This is a genomic window from Streptomyces sp. KPB2 (assembly GCF_003950055.1).
GTDB classification, from domain to species: Bacteria; Actinomycetota; Actinomycetes; order Streptomycetales; family Streptomycetaceae; genus Streptomyces; species Streptomyces salinarius.
In genome coordinates, this window is the sequence record NZ_CP034353.1 from 5,810,003 (window position 1) to 5,829,741 (window position 19,739).

General features: G+C 70.9%; 12 protein-coding genes. 4 read left to right on the forward strand and 8 right to left on the reverse strand.

The window, feature by feature from the left end; all coding sequences use genetic code 11:
* Positions 1-170: 170 nt before the first annotated feature.
* The 4 genes from D1J63_RS26135 to D1J63_RS26150 form a co-directional block, all read right to left on the reverse strand.
* On the reverse strand, positions 171-1,535 hold the full coding sequence (locus tag D1J63_RS26135) for an AAA family ATPase (protein ID WP_125632164.1): 1,365 nt from the start codon (positions 1,533-1,535) through the stop codon (positions 171-173).
* Positions 1,532-3,043, reverse strand: coding sequence for a hypothetical protein (locus D1J63_RS26140; protein ID WP_125632165.1), 1,512 nt, complete (start codon positions 3,041-3,043; stop codon positions 1,532-1,534). The genes D1J63_RS26135 and D1J63_RS26140 overlap by 4 nt, the downstream gene beginning before the upstream one ends.
* Positions 3,040-4,158, reverse strand: a complete 1,119-nt coding sequence (locus D1J63_RS26145) for a hypothetical protein (protein ID WP_125632167.1) — start codon at positions 4,156-4,158, stop codon at positions 3,040-3,042. The genes D1J63_RS26140 and D1J63_RS26145 overlap by 4 nt, the downstream gene beginning before the upstream one ends.
* Before the next feature lie 73 nt (positions 4,159-4,231).
* Positions 4,232-5,134 carry a hypothetical protein gene (locus D1J63_RS26150; protein WP_125632169.1) on the reverse strand — a complete coding sequence of 301 codons (903 nt, stop codon included), beginning with the start codon at positions 5,132-5,134 and terminating at the stop codon, positions 4,232-4,234.
* Between the two features lie 134 nt (positions 5,135-5,268).
* Between D1J63_RS26150 and D1J63_RS26155 the strand changes: the two genes are divergently transcribed.
* From D1J63_RS26155 to D1J63_RS26170, 4 genes are all read left to right on the forward strand, one after another.
* Complete coding sequence (locus tag D1J63_RS26155) at positions 5,269-6,909, forward strand: PD-(D/E)XK nuclease family protein (RefSeq protein WP_125632171.1); 1,641 nt, start codon at positions 5,269-5,271, stop codon at positions 6,907-6,909.
* Entirely contained in the window at positions 6,906-8,081 is a 1,176-nt protein-coding gene (locus D1J63_RS26160; RefSeq protein ID WP_125632173.1) for an HU-CCDC81 and SPOR domain-containing protein, read from the forward strand. Before D1J63_RS26155 ends, D1J63_RS26160 begins: the two co-directional genes overlap by 4 nt.
* Complete coding sequence (locus D1J63_RS26165; RefSeq protein WP_125632175.1) at positions 8,074-11,514, forward strand: signal recognition particle; 3,441 nt, start codon at positions 8,074-8,076, stop codon at positions 11,512-11,514. Before D1J63_RS26160 ends, D1J63_RS26165 begins: the two co-directional genes overlap by 8 nt.
* Before the next feature lie 84 nt (positions 11,515-11,598).
* Entirely contained in the window at positions 11,599-14,472 is a 2,874-nt protein-coding gene (locus D1J63_RS26170) for a DUF3962 domain-containing protein (protein WP_125632177.1), read from the forward strand.
* 18 nt (positions 14,473-14,490) lie between these two features.
* Here the strand turns inward: D1J63_RS26170 and D1J63_RS26175 are convergent, their stop codons facing one another.
* From D1J63_RS26175 to D1J63_RS26190, 4 genes are all read right to left on the reverse strand, one after another.
* Positions 14,491-15,135, reverse strand: a complete 645-nt coding sequence (locus tag D1J63_RS26175; RefSeq protein ID WP_125632179.1) for a LysE family translocator — start codon at positions 15,133-15,135, stop codon at positions 14,491-14,493.
* An 87-nt stretch (positions 15,136-15,222) separates the two neighbouring features.
* Complete coding sequence (locus D1J63_RS26180; protein WP_125632181.1) at positions 15,223-17,217, reverse strand: GAF domain-containing protein; 1,995 nt, start codon at positions 17,215-17,217, stop codon at positions 15,223-15,225.
* Positions 17,218-17,352: 135 nt separating this feature from the next.
* Positions 17,353-18,756, reverse strand: coding sequence for an MFS transporter (locus D1J63_RS26185; protein WP_125632183.1), 1,404 nt, complete (start codon positions 18,754-18,756; stop codon positions 17,353-17,355).
* Positions 18,757-18,907: 151 nt separating this feature from the next.
* A complete protein-coding gene (locus tag D1J63_RS26190; RefSeq protein ID WP_125632185.1) occupies positions 18,908-19,681 on the reverse strand; it encodes a 3-hydroxybutyrate dehydrogenase in 774 nt (257 codons plus the stop codon).
* Positions 19,682-19,739 lie beyond the last annotated feature (58 nt).

Here is a 19,739-nt window from a genome sequence, read left to right on the forward strand (position 1 = left end):
ATGCCCCTAGCTTGGCACGTGCCAGCACTGCGGTGATTCGAGGGTACTGTGGTTGTTGCCTGCGGTGGCAAACGACATCTTGACCTCCTAATTCAGCCTCTCCCGATGCTGCCAGGGCCACTTGGATGGCTGTACCTCCCGTCACTGACAATGGCCCTACCCGTGCGTGATCATGCCGCTCGGACCCGATGCTCCCCCCGCTCCAACCTCCCCATAACCACCTGATGCGCCCGCCACCCATCGGGAAACTTCGGCGGCACATCCAGGTACACCGGACTGTTCCGTGGATGCCGGTCCAGGAGATCCCGGATGCCGGCGCGGGCCACCACCACGCACGCGAACCGGTGCCGGGAGAGCAGGACGCACAGACGCCCTGTCTCCAGGTGGAAGGCGGAGGCGTCCTGGCGGCCGGAGAGGGGGTGCCAGACGAGGGTGACGTCGAACTCGCGACCCTGGAGGCGGTTGGCGGTGTCCACGGTGATGCCGTTCACGCCGTGGGCGTCGAGGCGAGCCCGGACCGCTTCCACCTGGACCGTGCGCGCCGCGCCGATCGCGATGCGGGAGGCGGTCAACGGTTCGCCGTTGACCAGCGCCCCGCGCTGCAGCAGCCGGGCGGCCGTCGCCGCAAGGGCCTCCGCGACCTCGGGATCCTGGTCCAAGGTGTGGCGGGCGGGGAGTTCCAGGTGCCCCCAGCCGGTGTCGGCGGCCCTGGCGAGGACGTCGTCCAGGGGGCCGGAGCCGTGTGGTAGGACGCCGTAGGAGAGCACACGTTCCTGTGCAGTCGTGCCGGGGATGAAGCGGTAGAAGGGGTAGAAGGCCTGCTCGACCAGGGGTGCCGCCGTTTCCGGGAGGCGCCAGGAGACCGGGAGCTGGTGGCGGGCCAGGTCGGGGTTGTGGGCGAGGGTGACGTCGACCGCGTTGCGCAGGGGGTCCCAGGTCAGGCCGTGCCAGCGGTCGGTCTCCACGGTGGCGAAGGGGTCCAGCTGCCCGGGGTCGCCGACGAAGAGGACCTGTGAGTCGTCCTGGGCGAACAACGGAGCCGTCGCGAGCAGCGCGTCCGAGCGCATCTGGTAGGCCTCGTCCACGATGGCCCACCGCCACGGCGCGCACTTGTCCGGGGTGACGAACGACCACTTCTTCGCGGTGGACACCACGACGGGCAGGTCGCGCAGGTCGGTCGCCTGGGTGCTGCCGGTGACGTTCGCGTGGCCGGTGACACGGGGAGGGAGGACGTGGCTGCCCGCGTGGAGGCGGCCGATGTCCAGGCCGGGGTGTTCGCGCGCGATGCGGTCCACGAGGTCGTCGACCTGTTCGTTGGTCTGCGCGACGATCATGAGCTGGTGCCCCGCGGACGTCAGGTGTCCGGTGGCCCGCACCACCAGCGTGGACTTCCCGGCTCCGGGAGGCGAGTCCACGACCACGCCCCGGCCGGTCGCCGTGTCGAGGCCGGCCAGGATGCCGGACACCGCTTGGTCCGCACGTTCGCCGGGGGTGAGGGCTTCGGGGTTCCCGGTGCCGGGGAGGACGGCGGTCATTCCCAGGTCTCCTCTGCGTCCTCGTCGGTCGGTTCGTACGGGCGGGGCGGGCCGCCGTGGGTCCAGGGGGTGTCCTCCTCGCCGGGGAGGGCAGAGGGCACGGCGGCCGGGTTGAGCGTCGTGTACGTCAGCTCCTCGCCGGTCTCGGCGAGCGTGCCGGCCGGGGCCGGAGGCTTGCGCTTGTTCGCGAAGCCTCCCTTGAGCTGGAGGACCACGACGTGGCCGCCGTCCTCCTCCTGACGTACGTCGAGGATGTGTGCCTGCTGGCCGGGGCGGGCCGGGGACTTCACCTCCGTGCCGACTGACAGGCCGACCGCGGTTTCGGTGCGCAGCGTGATCGTGGGGCGCCATACCTGGGAGCCGGGTTTGGCGCCGGGGAGGAAGCGGTTCTCGTCCCTGTCCGTCACCGTCCCCGTGAACGCCTCGCCGGTCAGTTCGTACTCCGCCATCACCAGCGGGTCGTCGTAGGCGCGCTCCGCTTCGAAGCGGGTGATCGCGTCCTCCAGCCTGGCCAGGCGGCGGGCGGCTCCCACGGCGTGGTCGCGGCGGGCCTGTGGGCGGCCGTCGGCATCCAGGTACTCGGCGTAGTCGGAGAACCAGCGGCGGTCCCAGGCCCAGCGCCCGGGGACGTGGTCGCCCTCGGGCAGGTCGCGGAGCAGCTCCACCCCGCGCCACATCAGACGCCAGGTGGGCAGCATCTGGTCGCGCAGCTCGGCGTCGATCTGGCGGCCCACCGCTTCACGACCGTGTTCGTCGGACGCCTCGTCGTAGCGCGTCATCAGCTCGTGCAGGGTGCGGTCGAAGATCGGGTCGGTGGACGGGCCGGCGGGTGGCCACGTCGTGGGGTCCTCCGCCTCGCGTGCCGCTCGTGCGCCGTCGCTGCCGTCCGGTGGGTCTATCCAGGCGACCAGGGACGCGAGGTGGGAGTCCTCGGAGGAGCTCTGGCCCGTGGCCCAGTGCGCGGAGAGCAGCCGGGTCATCGCGAGCAGCACGCCGGAGTTCGGGAACTCGGCCAGTTCCGCGAACCAGGTGAGCCACTTGCCCAGGGTGGGGACGGACGGGGCGACGGCGTACGGGCCCTCGGTGGCCCGCAGTCGCGTCAGGCGGCCGAGCAGGCGTACGTACGCGATGGCCTCGCCGTTCGGGACAAGGAGCTGCGGGGCTCGCAGGTGGCGCCGGCGTTCCTCCTTCTCCCTGCTGCGGCCCACGGTGTAGGGCTCCGTCTCCGTCCGGCACGCGTCGATGTGGGCGAGGAGGAGCGCGGCGAGGCGTTCGGCGAAGCGGAAGCGTTCGGCGCGGTTGCGGGGCTGGCGGACGGTGAGAAGGGCCGGGTGCTCGGGGTCCGTACCGGCCAGCGCGGCCAGGGGTGCGCACGCCTCGCCGGCGAGTGTGAGCGGTACCAGGACGAACGGCTTCTCGTCCAGGTGCTGGTGGCGGACGGTCGTCAGCGGTTCGGCGTGGCCGGTGCGGGACGCCGTGAGGGCGGCGACGGTGGACAGGACGCTCACGCGGCCCCCTGGCGGAGTCGGCGCAGCCGGTCGGCGGCGCGCAGGAGTGCGGCGGCTTCCGCCTCGGCGTCCCCGGGTGCGGCGACGCCGTCCAGGTAGTCGAGGGCGGTGCGGGTCGAGTCGATGCCCGGCAGGTCGTTGCGTACGCCGTTGCCCAGGCGGGCCGGTGAGGCGCAGTCGTCGGCTTCGTCGCGGCAGTACCGGGCCATCTCGCAGAAGGACAGGCAGGTGGGGGTGTACGAGGCGTCCAACGCGTCTATCGAGGCGGTGAGTTCGTCCGTGGTGCGGCTCGTGTCGAGGGTCGCCGACTCCGGGAGTCGCGCCGCGAGGTCGTCGGCGCGGCGCAGGCGGGAGAGCTGGAAACGCAGCGCGTCGATTTCCTGTCTGAGGTCGATCAGGCTGCCGTAGGGGCGGTTGGAGAAGTCCTTGGGGCAGACGAGCAGGAACTCGTGGGAGATCTGCTCGGTGGGCAAGCCGGCGGTCTCGAAGGCGCGGCGCAGGGCGAGGACGTACACCGCGGCCTGCTTGGCCGCCTCCGCGACGGCCTTCGGGTTGGCCTGGCCGTCGATCGCCGCGAAGGAGCGGATCAGGACGACGTAGAACTTCCCGCCGATGCGGTGGGTGAGCGCGTCCGGCTCCAAGTACGCCTTCTGGCCGGCGACTTCGAGGGTGAGTACGGGCCGGTCGAGGATCAGGCGCACGTCCTGGCCGGAGGCCACGTGGGCGATGAGGCGGCGGGTCTCCCGTTCGCGAACGGGCAGGGTCGTGTTGCCGCCGACCTCGTTGAGGTCGGTGACGTGGGCCTCGGCCACGGGGACGGAGAGTCGCTCGCGCAGGAGCCGGATGAGTTCGGCGTACGCGCCCCACTTCACGAGGTCGTGGAAGGCCCGCTCACGGGCGAGGGCGAAGGGGGACTGGCCGAAGCGCGGTTCGTATCCGACCTGCTGGGCGAGCAGCGCCTTGTCCACCCCGGCCGCGTCGAGGACGGCGCGGCGGGAGCAGGCGGGGTTGGCGGTCAGTGCGGTGATCTTGCGGGCGGTGTACGGCTGAGGGGGCTGGGGGCCGCGCAGCCGGGCGAGGCGGTCGTCGGGAGGTGCGGACTGCTGCGAGGGCATCGTCTCTACTTCGGGAACGTCTTCGGGGCTCGCCGCGGCGCGGGGCGTGCGGCGGGGGCACCGCAGGGAAGGGTCAGGGCAGGGTCCCGCTCGCGTCGCGCAGGGCGTCACGCATGGGTGGGGCGCCAAACAGCTGTTGTACGTCGGCGAGTTGAGAACGGGCGCGTTGGGCGGCCGTCCGCCGTTGCTGGTCGTCCTCCTGCTGGTGGACGGCCGCTTCGGCATGGGCGGCGGAGATCACGCGGGCGGGGTCCGGCTCCGCCGCGGCGGCGTCGAAGGCGCCGGGGATGGTGAGGGCGAACCGGCGCAGGAGCCGCCAGGCCGCGTCCGGGGCCGGATGCCCTGCCGTGGTGAGTCGTTGGATCTGCTCGGCGGTTCCCACCGCGTGGGTGAGGAAGTCCGCGCGCGGGCTGAGCGGTCCGATGATCCGCCGTTCCACGGGCCAGGTGGACAGGGCCAGGAGTCCGCGGGCGGGCACGAGGCGGTCGTGGGTGAGCGCCGCGCAGATGTAGTACGGGCGGGCGTAACCCTGCGCCGAGAAGGACCGCTCCTCGTCGCGGCGGAGGGAGGCGAGTTTGGTGGCGACCAGCGGCTCGGTGAAGAACGCCTCGTACGTGGACGAGATGAGCTTCGGGGAGGCGGGGGCGCCCAGCAGTGTGAGCGACTGGTGGACCTGCTCGCGGACCGGGATGGGGCTCTGCGTCGGACGCGTCCTGCGGGTGCGTGGTTGGCCCGCGGTCGTCGGCGCCGGCGGGGGCTCGGCCAGGGGTGTCCCGGCGGTCGCTCCGGCATCGGCTCCGGGATCGTCTTCGTCTTCGGTTTCGGCTTCGAGGGCCTGTTCCCAAGTCGCCTCGGCCTCGCGCAGCGCGCGGCGGATGCGTGCCGTCTCCGCCTTGTCCCGTGCGCGCACGGCACCGCGCAGCTCGGTGCGCAGGTGGGACAGGCGCTGCTCGAGCTCCTCCAGTGATGCCGCCATGTGAGGCAGCCTAGCGCAGGAACCAACCTGTGCCAATAACTTCCAAGGACTTCCAAAGTTTCTGCTACGGTCGAAAAGGACGGCGCACCCGGCTCGGTCGAGGGCGTCACGTGTTCCAGGACGAGGGGGAGGCAATGAGCCGCAGCACCGCATGGCACCGGCCGGCCTGGCTGACCGGAGACGAGGGCCTCGTGCGCGTGGGGCCCGGCACAGGCGGGAGCGAGGAGCACACCTGCCCCTCGCACGCCGCCGCCAAGGCGCGGCCCGGTCTGCGGCCCGCCCGGCGTCTCGGGCTGCCGAAGCCGGAAGTCGAGACGTTCACCCTCGGCCCGGTCATGGACGCCGTCGACCAGGTCGAGTTCCACGGTGAGACGCCGGAGCAGGCTCTGGCGGGACTCCGCTCGCGTACCCCGGTACTGCACCCCGGTCACCTGACGTACGTCGAGCACGCCGTCCGGTCGTACCTGGACGCGTGCGCCGACGACGCGGAGCACGAGCTGCGGCCGGTCCACCCGTACTGGGTGGCGCAACGCGAGAACGGCAAGTTCTGGGAGATGTACGCCTGGTGGCGCAGGTACGAGTCGGCCGACGGCCGGTTGCGCGAGTACCGGCGACTGCGGCACGGCGAGGCGAAGACGTCCGAGCCCGGCGAGATCGCCATCGCCGTGTACGTGGCCGTCAACGGACGCCGGGCGGCCTGGCCCCGGAAGTGGGCGCGTGCCTTCCAGCCGGACGGGCCCGCCGCCCGGCCGGACCGGGTCCGCGTCGTCGAGGTCGGACTGGCCGACGGACGGCCGCGGGTGCAGTTCGACGGCACGGCCGAAGAGGCCGAGGCGTACTACGCCGAACACGGGCACGCATACGTGGCCCGTGTCGTGTCCGGTGGCAGGCCCACGCCCGGCTCCTCCTGCGTCGAGTGCAAGCAGTTCACGGGATGCGAGGCCATTCCCCGCAGGCCTGGCGTCCTTGGACTCTCCTCGCGGGCCGCGTCGTTGCGGAAGGTGTCCGTGAGCGACCTGCGTTACCACCGGGCCTGCCCCGCGCAGGGGTTCCTCCGGGCCCTGCACCTGCCCAAGTCCGACGAGTACGGCAGTGCCGCCAGGCTCGGTCAGGCCGTGCACGGCTGGATCGAGAAGCTGCACCGGCGGCCGGGATGGCCACCGTGCACGGTCGGTGACATGCCGCACGAGGGCGAGAACTGGACAGAGGGACGCTGGCGGGTCGGCGACGAGGATGCCGCCACCGGCAGGGACATGCTGCTGCACCACGTCGACGCCTGTCCCTTCCAGGACGCCGCCCTGGTTCAGCGGGTCGAGCCCGAAGCACTCCGGGTCGTCCACGACACCGCGGCGCAGGCGGTGGTCCTCGCCAAACCCGACCTGCTGTACCTGGAGGACGGTTCGTGGGTGTGGCGGGAGCTCAAGACGACGCGGAAGCGCCGTGGCCGCCACGAGGATTTTCTCGACACCTACCCCCAACTCGCCCTGGCGGTAACGCTCCTGGCGCACGGCGCGCTGGGCGGCGATCCGGGCGGTTCGCGCGTTGAGGTGGAGATTCTCCGGCCGGACGGTTCAGACCCGCACGTGATCGACCCGGCGGACCCCGGCCGTCAGCGCAAGGCGCTCTCGGTTCTGCAGCGGTACGCCGGCCCGTGGCGGGAGGACGAGACGTGGGACGCCCGACCCGGACCGCATTGTCAGACCTGTCCGGTATCACGGTGGTGCCCGAGCAACCCGGCGAACGACGACGCCGGAGCGGAAGAGGGGGAGGCATGACCTTGACCCGCAGCACAGACGAACGGTCCGAGGAAGCCCGCGGGACGGACGAAGCGCTGCTCCGTCAGGTCACCAGTGCCCTGGCGACTCTGTCCCGGCAGCGGAGCGTGCCCAACCCGGTCTACCCGGCCAAGGTGCAGAACGCGTACAACCGCCTCGTGCTGCACTGCCTGCGGCGCGGCACGGAGCCACCGGGCAGCGTGCCGCAGATGGTCCGCTGGGCATGCGAGCGCCCCCTGGAAGAGTGGCCGTTGGAGCTGCCGCGGGAGAACTTCCCGGGTGCTGCCCTGCTCGTCGACCCGGAGACGCGGCTGCCGTACCAACTGTGCATGGAGTGGGAGGTGAACGCGGCCGACCCGGCCGCCGAGCTCTTCGAGAACGAACGCATCCTCGAGGCACTCGCCGTGTGTCGTGCGGCCAAGGCGCCCCAGGCGTACACCGCATTCCGGGCTCTGCTCACTTCCAGGCCCGTCCTGACCGGTGCCGAACTCGCACTGCTGGGCGGCGACCCCGACTGCGGGATGCTGCTGCACGACGTGATCAGACGCTGCTACGAGCCCGTGCCCGCCGCCTATCTGCGGCACGGCACCTACCGGCAGTGCGCTCGCTGCCGCTGTCTCATGGTGCCGCTGCTGCTCGGAGGGTACCGGTGCGAACTGGACCGGTGCCGCCGCGACGGTGTCCCGGACGACGGCACGCCGCTGCGTGCCGACAAGGGCGGGGTGTTCCAGCTCAGCCGTCCCTTGCGGATGTTCGTCACCAGCCCCGGGCTGGCGGAGACCGATCTGCAAGCCGCACTGGCGAAGAGGTTCGGGATCAGTGCCGAGATGTGGCCCAACTACGACGCGTACGACCTGCGCGTCCCGCTGCCGGGGAGACGGCACTGGGCGGTGGACGTCAAGGACCGGGTGAATCCCGTCCTCCTGGCGCGTTCCCTCACGCCGTTCAGGAACGAGCCACCCTACGACCGGGCGTTTCTCGTCGTGCCCCGGTACCGCTTCCGTGACAACGAGGCGTATGGACGGCAGTTCCGCCGCAATCTGCCGGAGGACCTGGTCGACCGGGTCATCCTTCTGGACGACCAGGCCTTCCTGAGGTTGGTCGCCGATGAGATCTCCGCCGCGCGTGACAAGACGGAGGACCTGCGTACCGAAGGAGGACGCCGTGCGTGACCGAAGGGGATGGCACCGGAGCTGTTCACCGCAGCAGCTCAACGAGGTGTGGCCGGAGCATCTCGGAAGCTTCCGCCCGGGCGACCTTCTCGACGTCGAACTTGGTCTGTATCTGCTGCAGGACGTGACACCCACCCGGACGGCCGCAGACGTCTGGCCACTGCTGGGCGGTTACCCGTACAGCGAGGTGTTCGGCGACGTCCGCACCGAGGAACAGCGACTGCGCGTGATGCGCGCCCGCCACTATCTGTGGGACATGCGGCGCCGCCACGCCTGGCGGGAAGCGCTGGCCGACTACCTGAAGGTCCCGCAGCACCTGCGCGGGTACGACCTCGACAGGCCCACTGCCGTACCACGCCGTCGCGAGACGTCACGTGCCGGACGCCGTTTCGAGGTCTTCGAGGAACTGCTCAGCACCCCGCCACGGTTTGCGACACGGTCCATTCCGTTCGCCGAGGTGGGGGAGCACACCTTCCGGGTGCAGGACCGCACCCACTCCGTGGTGTTCGACGAGGAACTGCTGACGGAAACCCTGCCGCGGGCCCACGCCCTCGACGCACCACCGGCCGGTGACGGAGAGCCCATCGACGTCTCCTGGGAAGAGTTCGAGAAGGCCGCCGACGAGATGGACGCCATCGAGGCCGTGGTTCCGGATGGGCCGCGAAACGGCTGGGCCGGACGACTCCAGCGGGTGAAACTGCTCGTCCGTGACACGGAGCTCGGCCGTTTCACCCAACGGGGCCGACTGAAGATCAACCGGCTCCTGCATCTGGTGGGGATGGTGGGAGCCGGCAAGTCCACCCTCCGCGACATCCTGACATACCACATCGTGTCCCGGTCAGCCCGCCGGGTGACCATCGTCGTCGGCGACGTCGCCGAGATGCTCGCCGTAGTTGACCAGTTCGACCGGCTCGGGGTGCGGGCGGCGCCGATCCTGGGGCACTCCACCCGAGAACGCAACATCAACCGGCTGCACCGACGCACCGCGACGGCGGGCGCCGCCACCATGCTCGGGCACGACCACCCGGGCTTCGCCCACCTGAGCAGCGCCTGCCCGGTCGACGTGCTGCGCGGCCTGGAAGCCCGACGCCCGCTCGGCGTCCGCGAGGCACCGTGCATCACGCTGTACACCGTCCCCGAGCGGGAGAGCACGGACGGCGACGCCTTCCTGGACGACGAAAGCGGCAGCACGCGGCCCAGTGTCCGCGGCCCGAAGCCTCAGCGGAGACTGTGCCCGTTGTGGAACCGCTGCCCGCGTCACCGTGCGTCGCGTGACCTGGTCGATGCTCAGGTGTGGGTTGCCACCCCCGCCGGCCTCGTACACAGCTCCGTCCCGCTGCACCAGCACCAGGAGCAGATCCGCTACCTCGAACTCGCGTGCAGACTCAGCGACCTGGTCATCGTGGACGAGGCGGACCGGGTGCAGATGCAGCTCGACACGGCTTTCGCCCCGGCCAGCACCCTGGTGGGCAGGGCCCCCAATTCATGGTTCGACGAAGTAGCGGTTCACAAGTTCCAGCAGATGGCCCGGGACGGCCGGCTCCAGCTATCCGCCCGCGACGTCGACGACTGGACCAACGCGGTCAACACGGTCAGTGCCGCCACCGACCGCCTCTTCGCCCTGCTCGTCAAGGACGACACACTCAGGCGGTGGATCAGCGTCGACTACTTCAGCGCCTTCACCCTGCACAACCTGCTGCTGGACAGCTGGTTCCCGGGGCGGAAGGAAGGCGAGAGCCCGATCGCGGCGGCCCGGACGCTGGACGGCGCGCTCGGCCGGTTCCGCGACGATCCGCTGCACGAGCAGCTGAGCGAAGGCTCCGACGACGAAGTGACGCCCTTGGTGAACACCTTCGTCCACCTCACCCTGGAACTCCTGCACGCGCCCCAGGGAGCACGGACGCGAGAAAGGCTGCGTGACACACTTACCGGCATCGTCGGAGACGAGAGTACGGTCCTGGCGGACGCCGACCTCCAAGCCCGCCGTTTCGAGTTCACCCTTCTCCTCGCCGCCTTGCACAGCCGTCTCGACTTCATGACCACACTGTGGCCCCGCGTCGAGGCGGCACTCAGTCTCGAGAGCACCTCGAACGTACTCTCCCGCAGGCCTCCGAAGGACTACGAGGCGGTCATCCCCGAGTCGCCCATGGGGAACGTGCTCGGCTTCCAGTTCCGTCACGATGATCGTGAGCGCGACGGCGACCGCAGCGGTGAGCTGCGCTTCTTCCACTGCAACGGTGTGGGCCGCGAGCTGCTCATGCGACTCGGCGACCTCTCGGCAGTGGACGGCCGACCGGGCCCGAACGTCCTGCTCATGTCCGCGACGAGCTGGGCGGGCACCTCGAGCAGGTACCACGTGCACGCCGAGGTCGGCGCGATCCTGCGCCCGCACGACGAGGAAGTCGAAGCCGTACTGGGCAGCGAGTTCCGCAAGGAGTTCCTGTACTGGCCCGGAAACGACCGGCCCAGACCACTGCGCCTGTCCGGATGCGACGCCGAAGAACGGCCACAGGCTCTCCTCCACATGCTGGACCAGCTCGCGGTGCCGGACCGCAGCCTGCCCGATGCCGAGAGCATGCTGGACACGGAGTTGAAGGAGATCGACGATCCCGACCGTCGCCGCATCCTCCTGCTCGTCGGCAGTTACGACGAGGCACGACGAGCCGCCGAATACCTCAACCAGATCCCCGAGTGGAACGGCCGTGTCACCCGGCTGGTCTCCGACGACGCGGACTCCGACACGTCCTGGGTCCGGTTGCCGGAGAGCGCCGCCGCCCGGACACTGCCCCGGGGCGACGTGAAAGCCTTTCCCTCGGTGGGCGGGGACGTTCTCGTCGCTCCGCTCCTCGCCGTGGAGCGAGGACACAACATCGTCCTGCGTGGCGGCAAGGCGGCCATCGGCACGGTCTACTTCCTGGCTCGACCTCACCCGCGCCCCGACGACATCTCGCTCGCCATTCAGTCCATCAACGACTGGGCCGTGCGCCAGCTCCGAGACGCCGACGGTTCTTTCAGGCAGAGCGCGCTCGCCGCCGGCACCCCCGACCAAGCGGCGGTGGCGTTCCGCAGCCGCGCACGGCACCGGTGGAATCGCTTCCTCACGCGGCGCCTGGCCTGGTCGAGCCTGCGAGAAGAGGAGAAGGAGGCGTTCACCTGGGATCAGCTCGTCGTCATGTGGCAGGTCATCGGTCGCCTGGTGCGCGGCGGTGTGCCCGCCCGGGTGGTCTTCGTCGACGCGGCCTTCTCCCCCCGGGAAGCCGGGTTCCAGGATGCGGACACCCCCGACACCAGCCTGCTGGCGAGCATGCGCGAGGTGCTCGCCCCCTACTTCGGGGACGGGACAACGGCGGGCAGCGACCCCGCCCCTATTGACAAGTCCCTTGTCCGTGAGTTGTACGAACCGCTCTACCACGCCCTGGTCGACATGGGCTGACGGCGTCCGCCACAGCACGCACGTACCCGTGACGTGTCGGCGTCTCATCACAGTCTTCGCGCCTTCCCAAGGAGAACCGGTCTCATGGCCCAGTACCAGTACAACCGCCCGGCCGCATACCTGCCCGACCCGGTACAGGGACCCTTCGTCGTCCCGATGCACGCGCTCTCCCTGCCCTCCCACTGGGAGGAACCACTACTGCGCCTCTACCACGGTGGAATGGCCAAGGAACAGGCTCAGCGACGGCGTCGCGTCCCCACGGCGGCGTTCAACCAGTTGTTGCGTGCCACCGCGCCGGACATCGTCGCGATCGACTCCACGGCACGGTTCGGCTCGGAGAACCCCTGGCTGTACTGCCAGGAGGCGTACCCGACGGCGGTGACGAACCTCTACCTCGCCGCCTGGCTCAGGAGCCTTCAGCGCGATACCGAGGATCCCGAGAGTGCGGCCTTGCTGACGGGCTGCTTCCGCGACCTGGACACCGCGGCTCTCGGCTGGCAGCCCGGCGCGGTCGACCTCCTCGAACAGAAGCTGTCGCCCGCCGGCACCGCTGTGCCCGCACCTCACGTATACCGGTTGCTTCCCGATGTCCTCGCCGAACGGATCGCGCGCCAGGCACCGTACGAGCACCACGGGCGGCAGTTGTCGTTCCGGCAAGTCGCGGGTCGCACCGGTGCCCGGGGACAAGGCAGCGGGGGAGCCGAGCTGATGTCGGACCTGATCGAGTACGTACCCGCGCGGCGTGCCGGCGGCGGTGACGGCAAGCCGGCCTACTACGCGGCTACCCTCCGCATCACCGTGCGCACCGTACCCTTCTCACCCGTGCCCCGTGTTCACTTGGCCGCCGGGGTACGTCGGTTCGTCACCGGCAAGGTCTACATGCCCTACGGCAAGGGTGTGTCTGCGTACTTGCTCCCGGACGGTTCCCTCGTTCACGACGGTCCTCAGTCGCAGCGCTTCGCCGTCGCCATGCTGGAGTGGAAGAACGGCACTACGAACTGGCGCCAGGGCGGAGCGGAAGGCATGCTCGCCCGGATCAGCGCACTCGACGCACTGCCGTCCCCGGACCGCCTGGTAAAGGAGGCCGACCACTGGATCCACGGTCGGGACGGCATCCAGATCGCGGTCGGGCACCAGGCGGCCATGGGCAGGCACGCGATCGGCACCGGACTGATGCCCAGCGAGCGTCGACGACTGATCGAGTGGGCGGAGCAGGCGATCGCCCCCGAGTTCGTTCCCGTTCCGCGCCTCAAGCGCAGTGCGTACACGCGACCGCCGGGCAAGCAGCTCAAGAAGCTGCCGTCCGTCCCCAAGAACAAGGAGAAGAAGGATCCCGAGGAGCTGGCCGCCATCATGGAGGAGCGTGAGCTGAACGCGGCCCACAATGCCAAGGTCCTGCGGGCACGACTGGCCGAGGCACTCGAAGGGGAGGATCTCACCGCAGTCGTGCTCCACCAGAACGACGTCATTCGCGATCAGATGATCAGGGCGGCCGAGTCCAGCCTGGGGCTGGCAGCGCACCGGCGCGCGCAGGGTCCCGAAACCTGGGTGTGGGAGGCGGAGGAGCTGACCGTCCGGCTGCACGCGCTGCCCCTTGGGGCCCTTGGCGCACCGCTGGGAGGCGACAACGTGCCGCGTCGCGGGCGGGAACACGACAAGGCCATCGAGGAGCGCCGCACTGGTGTGGCGCGAGCCATGACCACGCTGCGTGAAGCGGTTCCCGGAGCGCGGCTGGCCTTCGTGGAACTCGATGGTCGGGACGCCTTCCGCCACGCCAGGCGACGCGCCGACCCCAAGCACGCAATCCGCCTCGGTTGTGCCGACGCGGGCCTGGTGACCCAGTTCATCCGCCCTCCGGACCCGGATGACGACGCGGAGGAAGCTCTCACCGATGCGGGTCTGCGTGCCGCCGCGGCATGGTCGGACGGCCTGCGCCAGACCGGGGTGCGGCTGGTGCCGCGGCACGCGCTCGGTGACGAGCTCATCCCCCCGAACCTGAGTCAGGTGGCTTTCCACCTCGTGGAACGTCGAGTCGACAGCCCCACGGGCAAGCAGCAGTTCACGCCGATCGCGGTGCTCATCCGGCCAGGCGCGAAGTGCGTGCTGGGCAAGTCTGTCGACATGCACACATGGGTGCCGTACCCCGAACTCCTCAAGTCCTTGACGGGACGGGTGGAAGGCAGGAGGAACAGCGCCGAGCAGTCGGCACTCACGGCAGCCTTCGTGAAGAAGACACTCGCCCAGCTGCGCAGTGCTCCGACGCTTGTCCTGGTGCATGCGCAGGACGTCCGGAAGCGTTGGCCGTGGCTGAAGAACGATGGTCTGGAACGGGACAGGCTCGGACTCGACGGCGGTCCCGTTCAGCGGATCGGTCTGTACGGCAAGCAGCTTCGCATCGTCCGGGTTGCCGACGGCAGCCGGGACGAGACGGCACAGTGCTGGGCCGAAGGTGAGGAACTTCATCCCGAACTGGACGGCAGACAGAGTGCGGGGATCGCGATGGGGCTGTGGCGGCCGCAGGCACAGGGTGACTCCGACCGGGTCTTCTACAGCACGATCGGCAAGTCGGGCACGCAGTCCAAGCTCACCAACGACGACGCAAAGCTGACGCCGCACACCAACCCGTCGGGCAAGAACGCGTACCGGCCGACGACGAACGCCTGGAACCCCGACCTTCTCGAACTGACCGCGGCGTGTCTCCAGCCCGGTGACGACGCGGAGGCGTGGGCGGTATTCGTCCACCAGCAACGATTCAGCGAGGACTATCGCGCTGGTCGTGACGGCTTGGCTCTGCCTCTGATCCTGCACCTCGCACGCCTCGCCGACGACTACGCCCTGCCCCACGAGGTGGACGACGCGCTGGATCCGACAGCAACTGCGCCAGTTGTCCTGCCGGATCGTGCGGTACCGAACCAGTTGGCGTTCGACTTCGAAGAGGAGGACGACGAGCAGGAGTGAAACACGGAGATCCTCGGATCAGTCCTTGCGTCCCGTCACCGCGACCGTGACGCCGAGGCCGATCATCGTGAGGCCGCCGATTCCACCGACCAGGGAGAGGCGTCGGGGGGAGCGGGCGAACCAGTCGCGGCCGGCCGCGGCGGCCAGGCCCCACACGCTGTCGCAGGCCACCGCGATGATGTTGAAGATCAGGCCCAGCAACAGCATCTGCGTCATCACGTGGCCCTGGGCGCGGTCCACGAACTGGGGGAGGACGGCGGCGAAGAAGACCATGGTCTTCGGGTTGGCCACACCGACCGCGAACCCCTCCCACAGCGTGCGCAGGCCGCCGCCGTTCCGCGCGGATTCCCGTTCCGTGACCGCGGCGTGCAACGAGCCGCGTTGCCGCCACGCCCTGACACCCAGGTGGACCAGGTAGGCGGCGCCGGCGAGCTTCAGCGTCGTGAAGACGAGCACCGAGCGTTCGACGACCGACCCGACCCCGAGCGTCACGGCCACGACGAGCGCGTAGGCGCCCAGCGTGTTCCCCACGACCGTGGTCAGCGCGGCCCTGCGCCCTTGCGCAAGCGCCCGGCCGATCACGAAGAGCACGCTGGGGCCCGGGATCACGATCAGCAGGAACGACATCGCCGCGAAGGCGAGCAACCGCTCGGAGGACATCATGGGCCCATCGAAGCAGGCGCGGGGCGGTCCCCTCAGCCCAATTTCCCGAGGGTGCCGGGAACCGGCGGAGTACCTGCCGGCCGAGGGTCAGCCGCGGGACAGCAGCCGCAGGCGCAGGGCGAGTTGCAGCTCCAGGGCGTTCTCCGGGCTGTTCCAGTCCGGGCCGAGGAGGGCCTGGACGCGGTCCAGGCGCTGCACCACCGTGTTGATGTGCACGTGCAGCTCCTCCTTGGCCCGGGTCAGGCTCCCGCCGCAGCCGAAGTAGGCGCCCAGGGTGCGCACCAGCTGGGTGCCGCGCCGGTCGTCGTACTCCAGCAGCGGGCCGAGGGTGGCCCTGACGAAACCCTCGACGTCGTGGTCCTCGCCCAGCAGCACCCCGAGGAAGCCGAGTTCGCCGGCGCTCCCGCCGGCTCCCCGGCGGCCCAGCACCGTGAGCGCCTGCAGACAGCGCGCGGCCTCGGCGTGGGCGTCGGCGAGGGCGCGCGGTCCGGCGGCGGGCCCGGCACCGGCCACGGTGACCGGGGCGCCCACCAGGTGGGTGAGCTGCTCGGCGGCGGCGCCGGCCGCGTCGCCCGGCGTGGCCCCGCCGTCCGGGACCAGCATGACCGTACCGGCGTGTTCCGCGCTGACACCGTCGCCGCCGAACAGGTACTGCACGGCGGCGCCCGCCAGCCGGTCGCGCACGTCCGCGTCCGTCGAGGCGACCAGCACCAGATGCGGACGGTTCAGGTCGATGCCGAGATTGCGGCCACGCGCCACCAGACCGGCGGGGTCGCGATCGGGCGCCGTGAGCAGGTCGGTGATCAGGTCGCCGCGCACCCGGTTCTCCGCCTCGGCGACCGAGCGGCGCAGCAGCAGGAGCAGCGAGGTGACGACGCTGCTCCGCTCGAACAGGCGCCGGTCGGGGCCGTCCAGGTCGGGGCGCCCCGACAGCACCAGGCTGCCCAGCATCTCCTGCCCGGCCAGCACCGCGCACACCCACCGTCCGTCGTGGACCACTGCGTGGGCGGTGGCGCGCGACTCCTCGGCGGCCCGCACCAGGGCCGCGGCGTCGTCGGTGCCACCAGTGCCGTCGGTGCCGACGAAGCCCTTCGGGGCGTCCGTACCGCTCGTGCCGGCCGGGGCGCTCCCGCCGGCGCCCCCGGCGCCGTGCGCCGTCGGGGTGAGCGGCCACCCTCCCGCGTCGAACACCGTGACGTCGCCCTCCAGGAGGTCCGCGACGGCGGCGGCCACGTCTGCCACGTCCCCGCCCCGCAGCACCAGGTCGCTGAGCCGGTCGTGGGACTCTTCGGCCCGCTGCATGGCGGCCGAGCGCTCCCGGATGACGGCGTTGGCCTCGGCCAGTTCGGCCAGCGCGACCCGCGCGTCGGTCATGGCCTTCGCCGTGTCGATCGCGATGGCGGCGTGGTTGGCCAGCGAACACAGCAGGGCCACCTCGTCCGGGGAGAAGGTGCGCGGCGTGCGGTCGGCGGCGAACAGGGCGCCGATCACCTTGCCGCCGCTCCCGGAACCCAGCAGCAGGGGAACGCCGAGGATCGCGACCAGGCCCTCGTCCAGGACACCGGCGTCGATGCTGTGCGTGTGGTGGAAGCGTTCGTCCGTGCGGTAGTCGGGCGTGGCGTAGGGCCGCGCGGTCTGCGCGACCAGGCCGCCGAGGCCCTCGCCGAGCTGCAGCCGCAGGTTCTGGAACAGCTCGGACACGGAGCCGTCGGTGACCCGCATGAAGGTGTCGCCCGCCTCCTCGTCGGGAAGCGTCAGGTACGCCGTGTCGGTGCCGAGCAGCATGCGGGCGCGGCGCACGATGGACCGCAGTACCGCGTCCAGGTCGCGCAGCGCCGCGAGGTCGCCGGCGGTGTCGAACAGGGCGGTGAGTTCCGCCTCCCGGCGCTGGTGCTGCCGCAGCGCGCCGCGCACGCGCAACGCGGCCTGGGTGGCCTGCTCGATCTCCGCGAGGTCGTCGCCGTCGACGCCGCCGCGCCGCGCCTCGGTGGCGACGGTGCCGAAGTCCTCGGCGGGGGCACCGGAGGCCAGGAGGTCGAGGAGTCGGCGCAGGTGGGCGGCGACGGACGTGTTCGTGGGCATGGGCGGACCATTGTGAGGAAGGCGGGCAGCTCCCGCAAGGGCGACGGGGTGAGAGGCAGGGCGGGGACGGGAGAGACATGACGGAGGGGGCGGGAAGTCCGCCCCCTCCGTCATCCCACGGCCCTCATGGACGGCTCACGTGGAGGCGGTCTCCTTCGGGTCGGGGGCCGGACGGGCCGCCGCTCCGGGACCGGCCGGCCCGACCGCGGCCAGGTCCGTGCCGCGGGTCTCCCGGGCGGCGACGACGGCGATCACGGTGACGACCGCCGACAGTGCGACGTACACCGAGATCGGGACGGAGGAGCCGTAGGAACCCAGCAGCGCCGTGGCGATCAGCGGGGCGGGGGCGCCGGCCGCGACCGAGGAGAGCTGGGCGCCGATGGAGGCACCGGTGTAGCGCATCCGGGTGGCGAACAGCTCGGAGAAGAACGCGGCCTGCGGGGCGTACATCGCGCTGTGGAAGACCAGCCCGACGGTGACCGCCAGGACGAGCGCCGGGAACGACCGGGTGTCCAGCAGACCGAAGAACGCCCACGACCACGCGCCCACACCGATCGCGCCCACCAGGTAGACCGGCTTGCGGCCGACCCGGTCGGAGAGCGCGCCGAACAGCGGGATCAGGCAGAACTGCACCGCCGAGCCGATCAGCACCGCGTTCAGCGCGGGCTGCTTGTCGATGTCGAGGTGTTCCACGCAGTACGTCAGGACGAAGGCGGTGATCACGTAGTACGAGATGTTCTCCGCCATGCGGGCGCCCATCGCGACCAGGATGTCCCGCCAGTGGTCGCGGACGACCGCGACGAACGGCAACTGCTCGGCCCGCTGCTTCGCCTCGCGCTCCTTCGACCTGGCCAGTGCCTCCTTGAACAGCGGGGACTCGTCGACGGACAGCCGGATCCACATGCCGACCATGACCAGGACACCGGAGAGCAGGAACGGGACGCGCCAGCCCCAGGAGTTGAACGCGTCGTCGCTGAGCACGGTGGTCATCAGGGAGAGGACACCGACGGCCAGCAGATTGCCCGCCGGCGCGCCGCCCTGCGGCCACGACGCCCAGAAGCCGCGGCGCCGGGCGTCGCCGTGCTCGGACACCAGCAGCACCGCCCCGCCCCATTCGCCGCCCAGCGCGAAGCCCTGGACCAGGCGCAGCGTGGTGAGCAGCAGCGGAGCGGCGACGCCCAGCGTGTCGTAGCCGGGGACGCAGCCGATCAGGGTGGTCGAGCCGCCCATCATCAGCAGGCTGATCACCAGGAGCTTCTTGCGGCCCAGGCGGTCGCCGAAGTGGCCGAAGACGACGGCGCCGACGGGGCGGGCGGCGAAGCCGATGGCGTAGGTGAGGAAGGAGAGCAGGGTGCCGGTGAGCGGGTCGGACTCCGGGAAGAAGACCCGGCCGAAGACGAGGGCCGCGGCGGAGCCGTAGAGGAAGTAGTCGTACCACTCGATGGTGGTGCCGACGAGACTGGCCGCGACGACCTTGCGGAGGCCGGCCGGTTTCTTGGGGCTGCCTGGTTCGTTCACGGCGGTGTGAGCGCTGGCCATGTGTGTCACCGTCTCGGGGCGATATGGGTCGGATCCGCCGGGCTCGGGGGACGTCGGGGACGGTCGAGCGGGTCCGGGGGAGTGGGCGGTGGGGGGTGGGGCTATGGGGACGGGGGATGGGGCTACGGGGGTTAAGGGCGCCAGTGGGCCCTCAGTGGGCCGTCCAGCCGCCGTCCAGCGGCAGCGAGGAGCCCGTGACGTAGCCGGTGTTCTCGGCGCACAGCCACAGGGCGGCCCCGGCGACCTCGGCCGGCTCGATCAGCCGCTTGATGGCGGTGCGTTCGAGGAAGACCCGCTCGACCACTTCACCCGCCGGGATGCCGTGGGCGAGCGCCTGGTCCGCGATCTGGTCCTCGACGAGCGGGGTGCGGACGTAGCCGGGATTCAGACAGTTGCTGGTGACGCCGTGGGCGGCACCCTCCAGGGCGACCACCTTGCTGAGCCCTTCGAGGGCGTGCTTGGCCATGACGTACGCCGACTTGTAGGGGCTGGCGCGCAGGCCGTGCACCGAGGAGATGTTGACGACCCGGCCCCACTCCCGCGCGTACATGTGCGGAAGGGCGCGGCGCACGATCCGGAACGGCGCCTCCACCATCACCCGCTGGATCAGGGCGAAGCGGTCCATCGGGAACGCGTGGACGGGGGCGACGTGCTGGAGGCCGGCGTTGTTGACCACGATGTCGGCGTCGTCCGGCAGGGCCTCCACCGCGTCCGGGTCGGCGAGGTCGGCCACGATCGCCGTGCCGCCGGTCGCCGCGGCCACGTCCTTGGCGGCCTCGGCGACCAGGTCCACGACGTACACCTCGGCCCCCGCCGCGGCGAAGGCCTCGGCACAGGCCCGGCCGATTCCGCCGGCGGCCCCCGTGACCAGGGCCTTGCGTCCGGTCAGGAACCGGTGGGTGAGGGGACTCTCGGTGCTCTCCATGGCGGAACACCGTAGGAAGGATGGGAGACCTCGGGCACGTGGGCCCGTCACACAATTC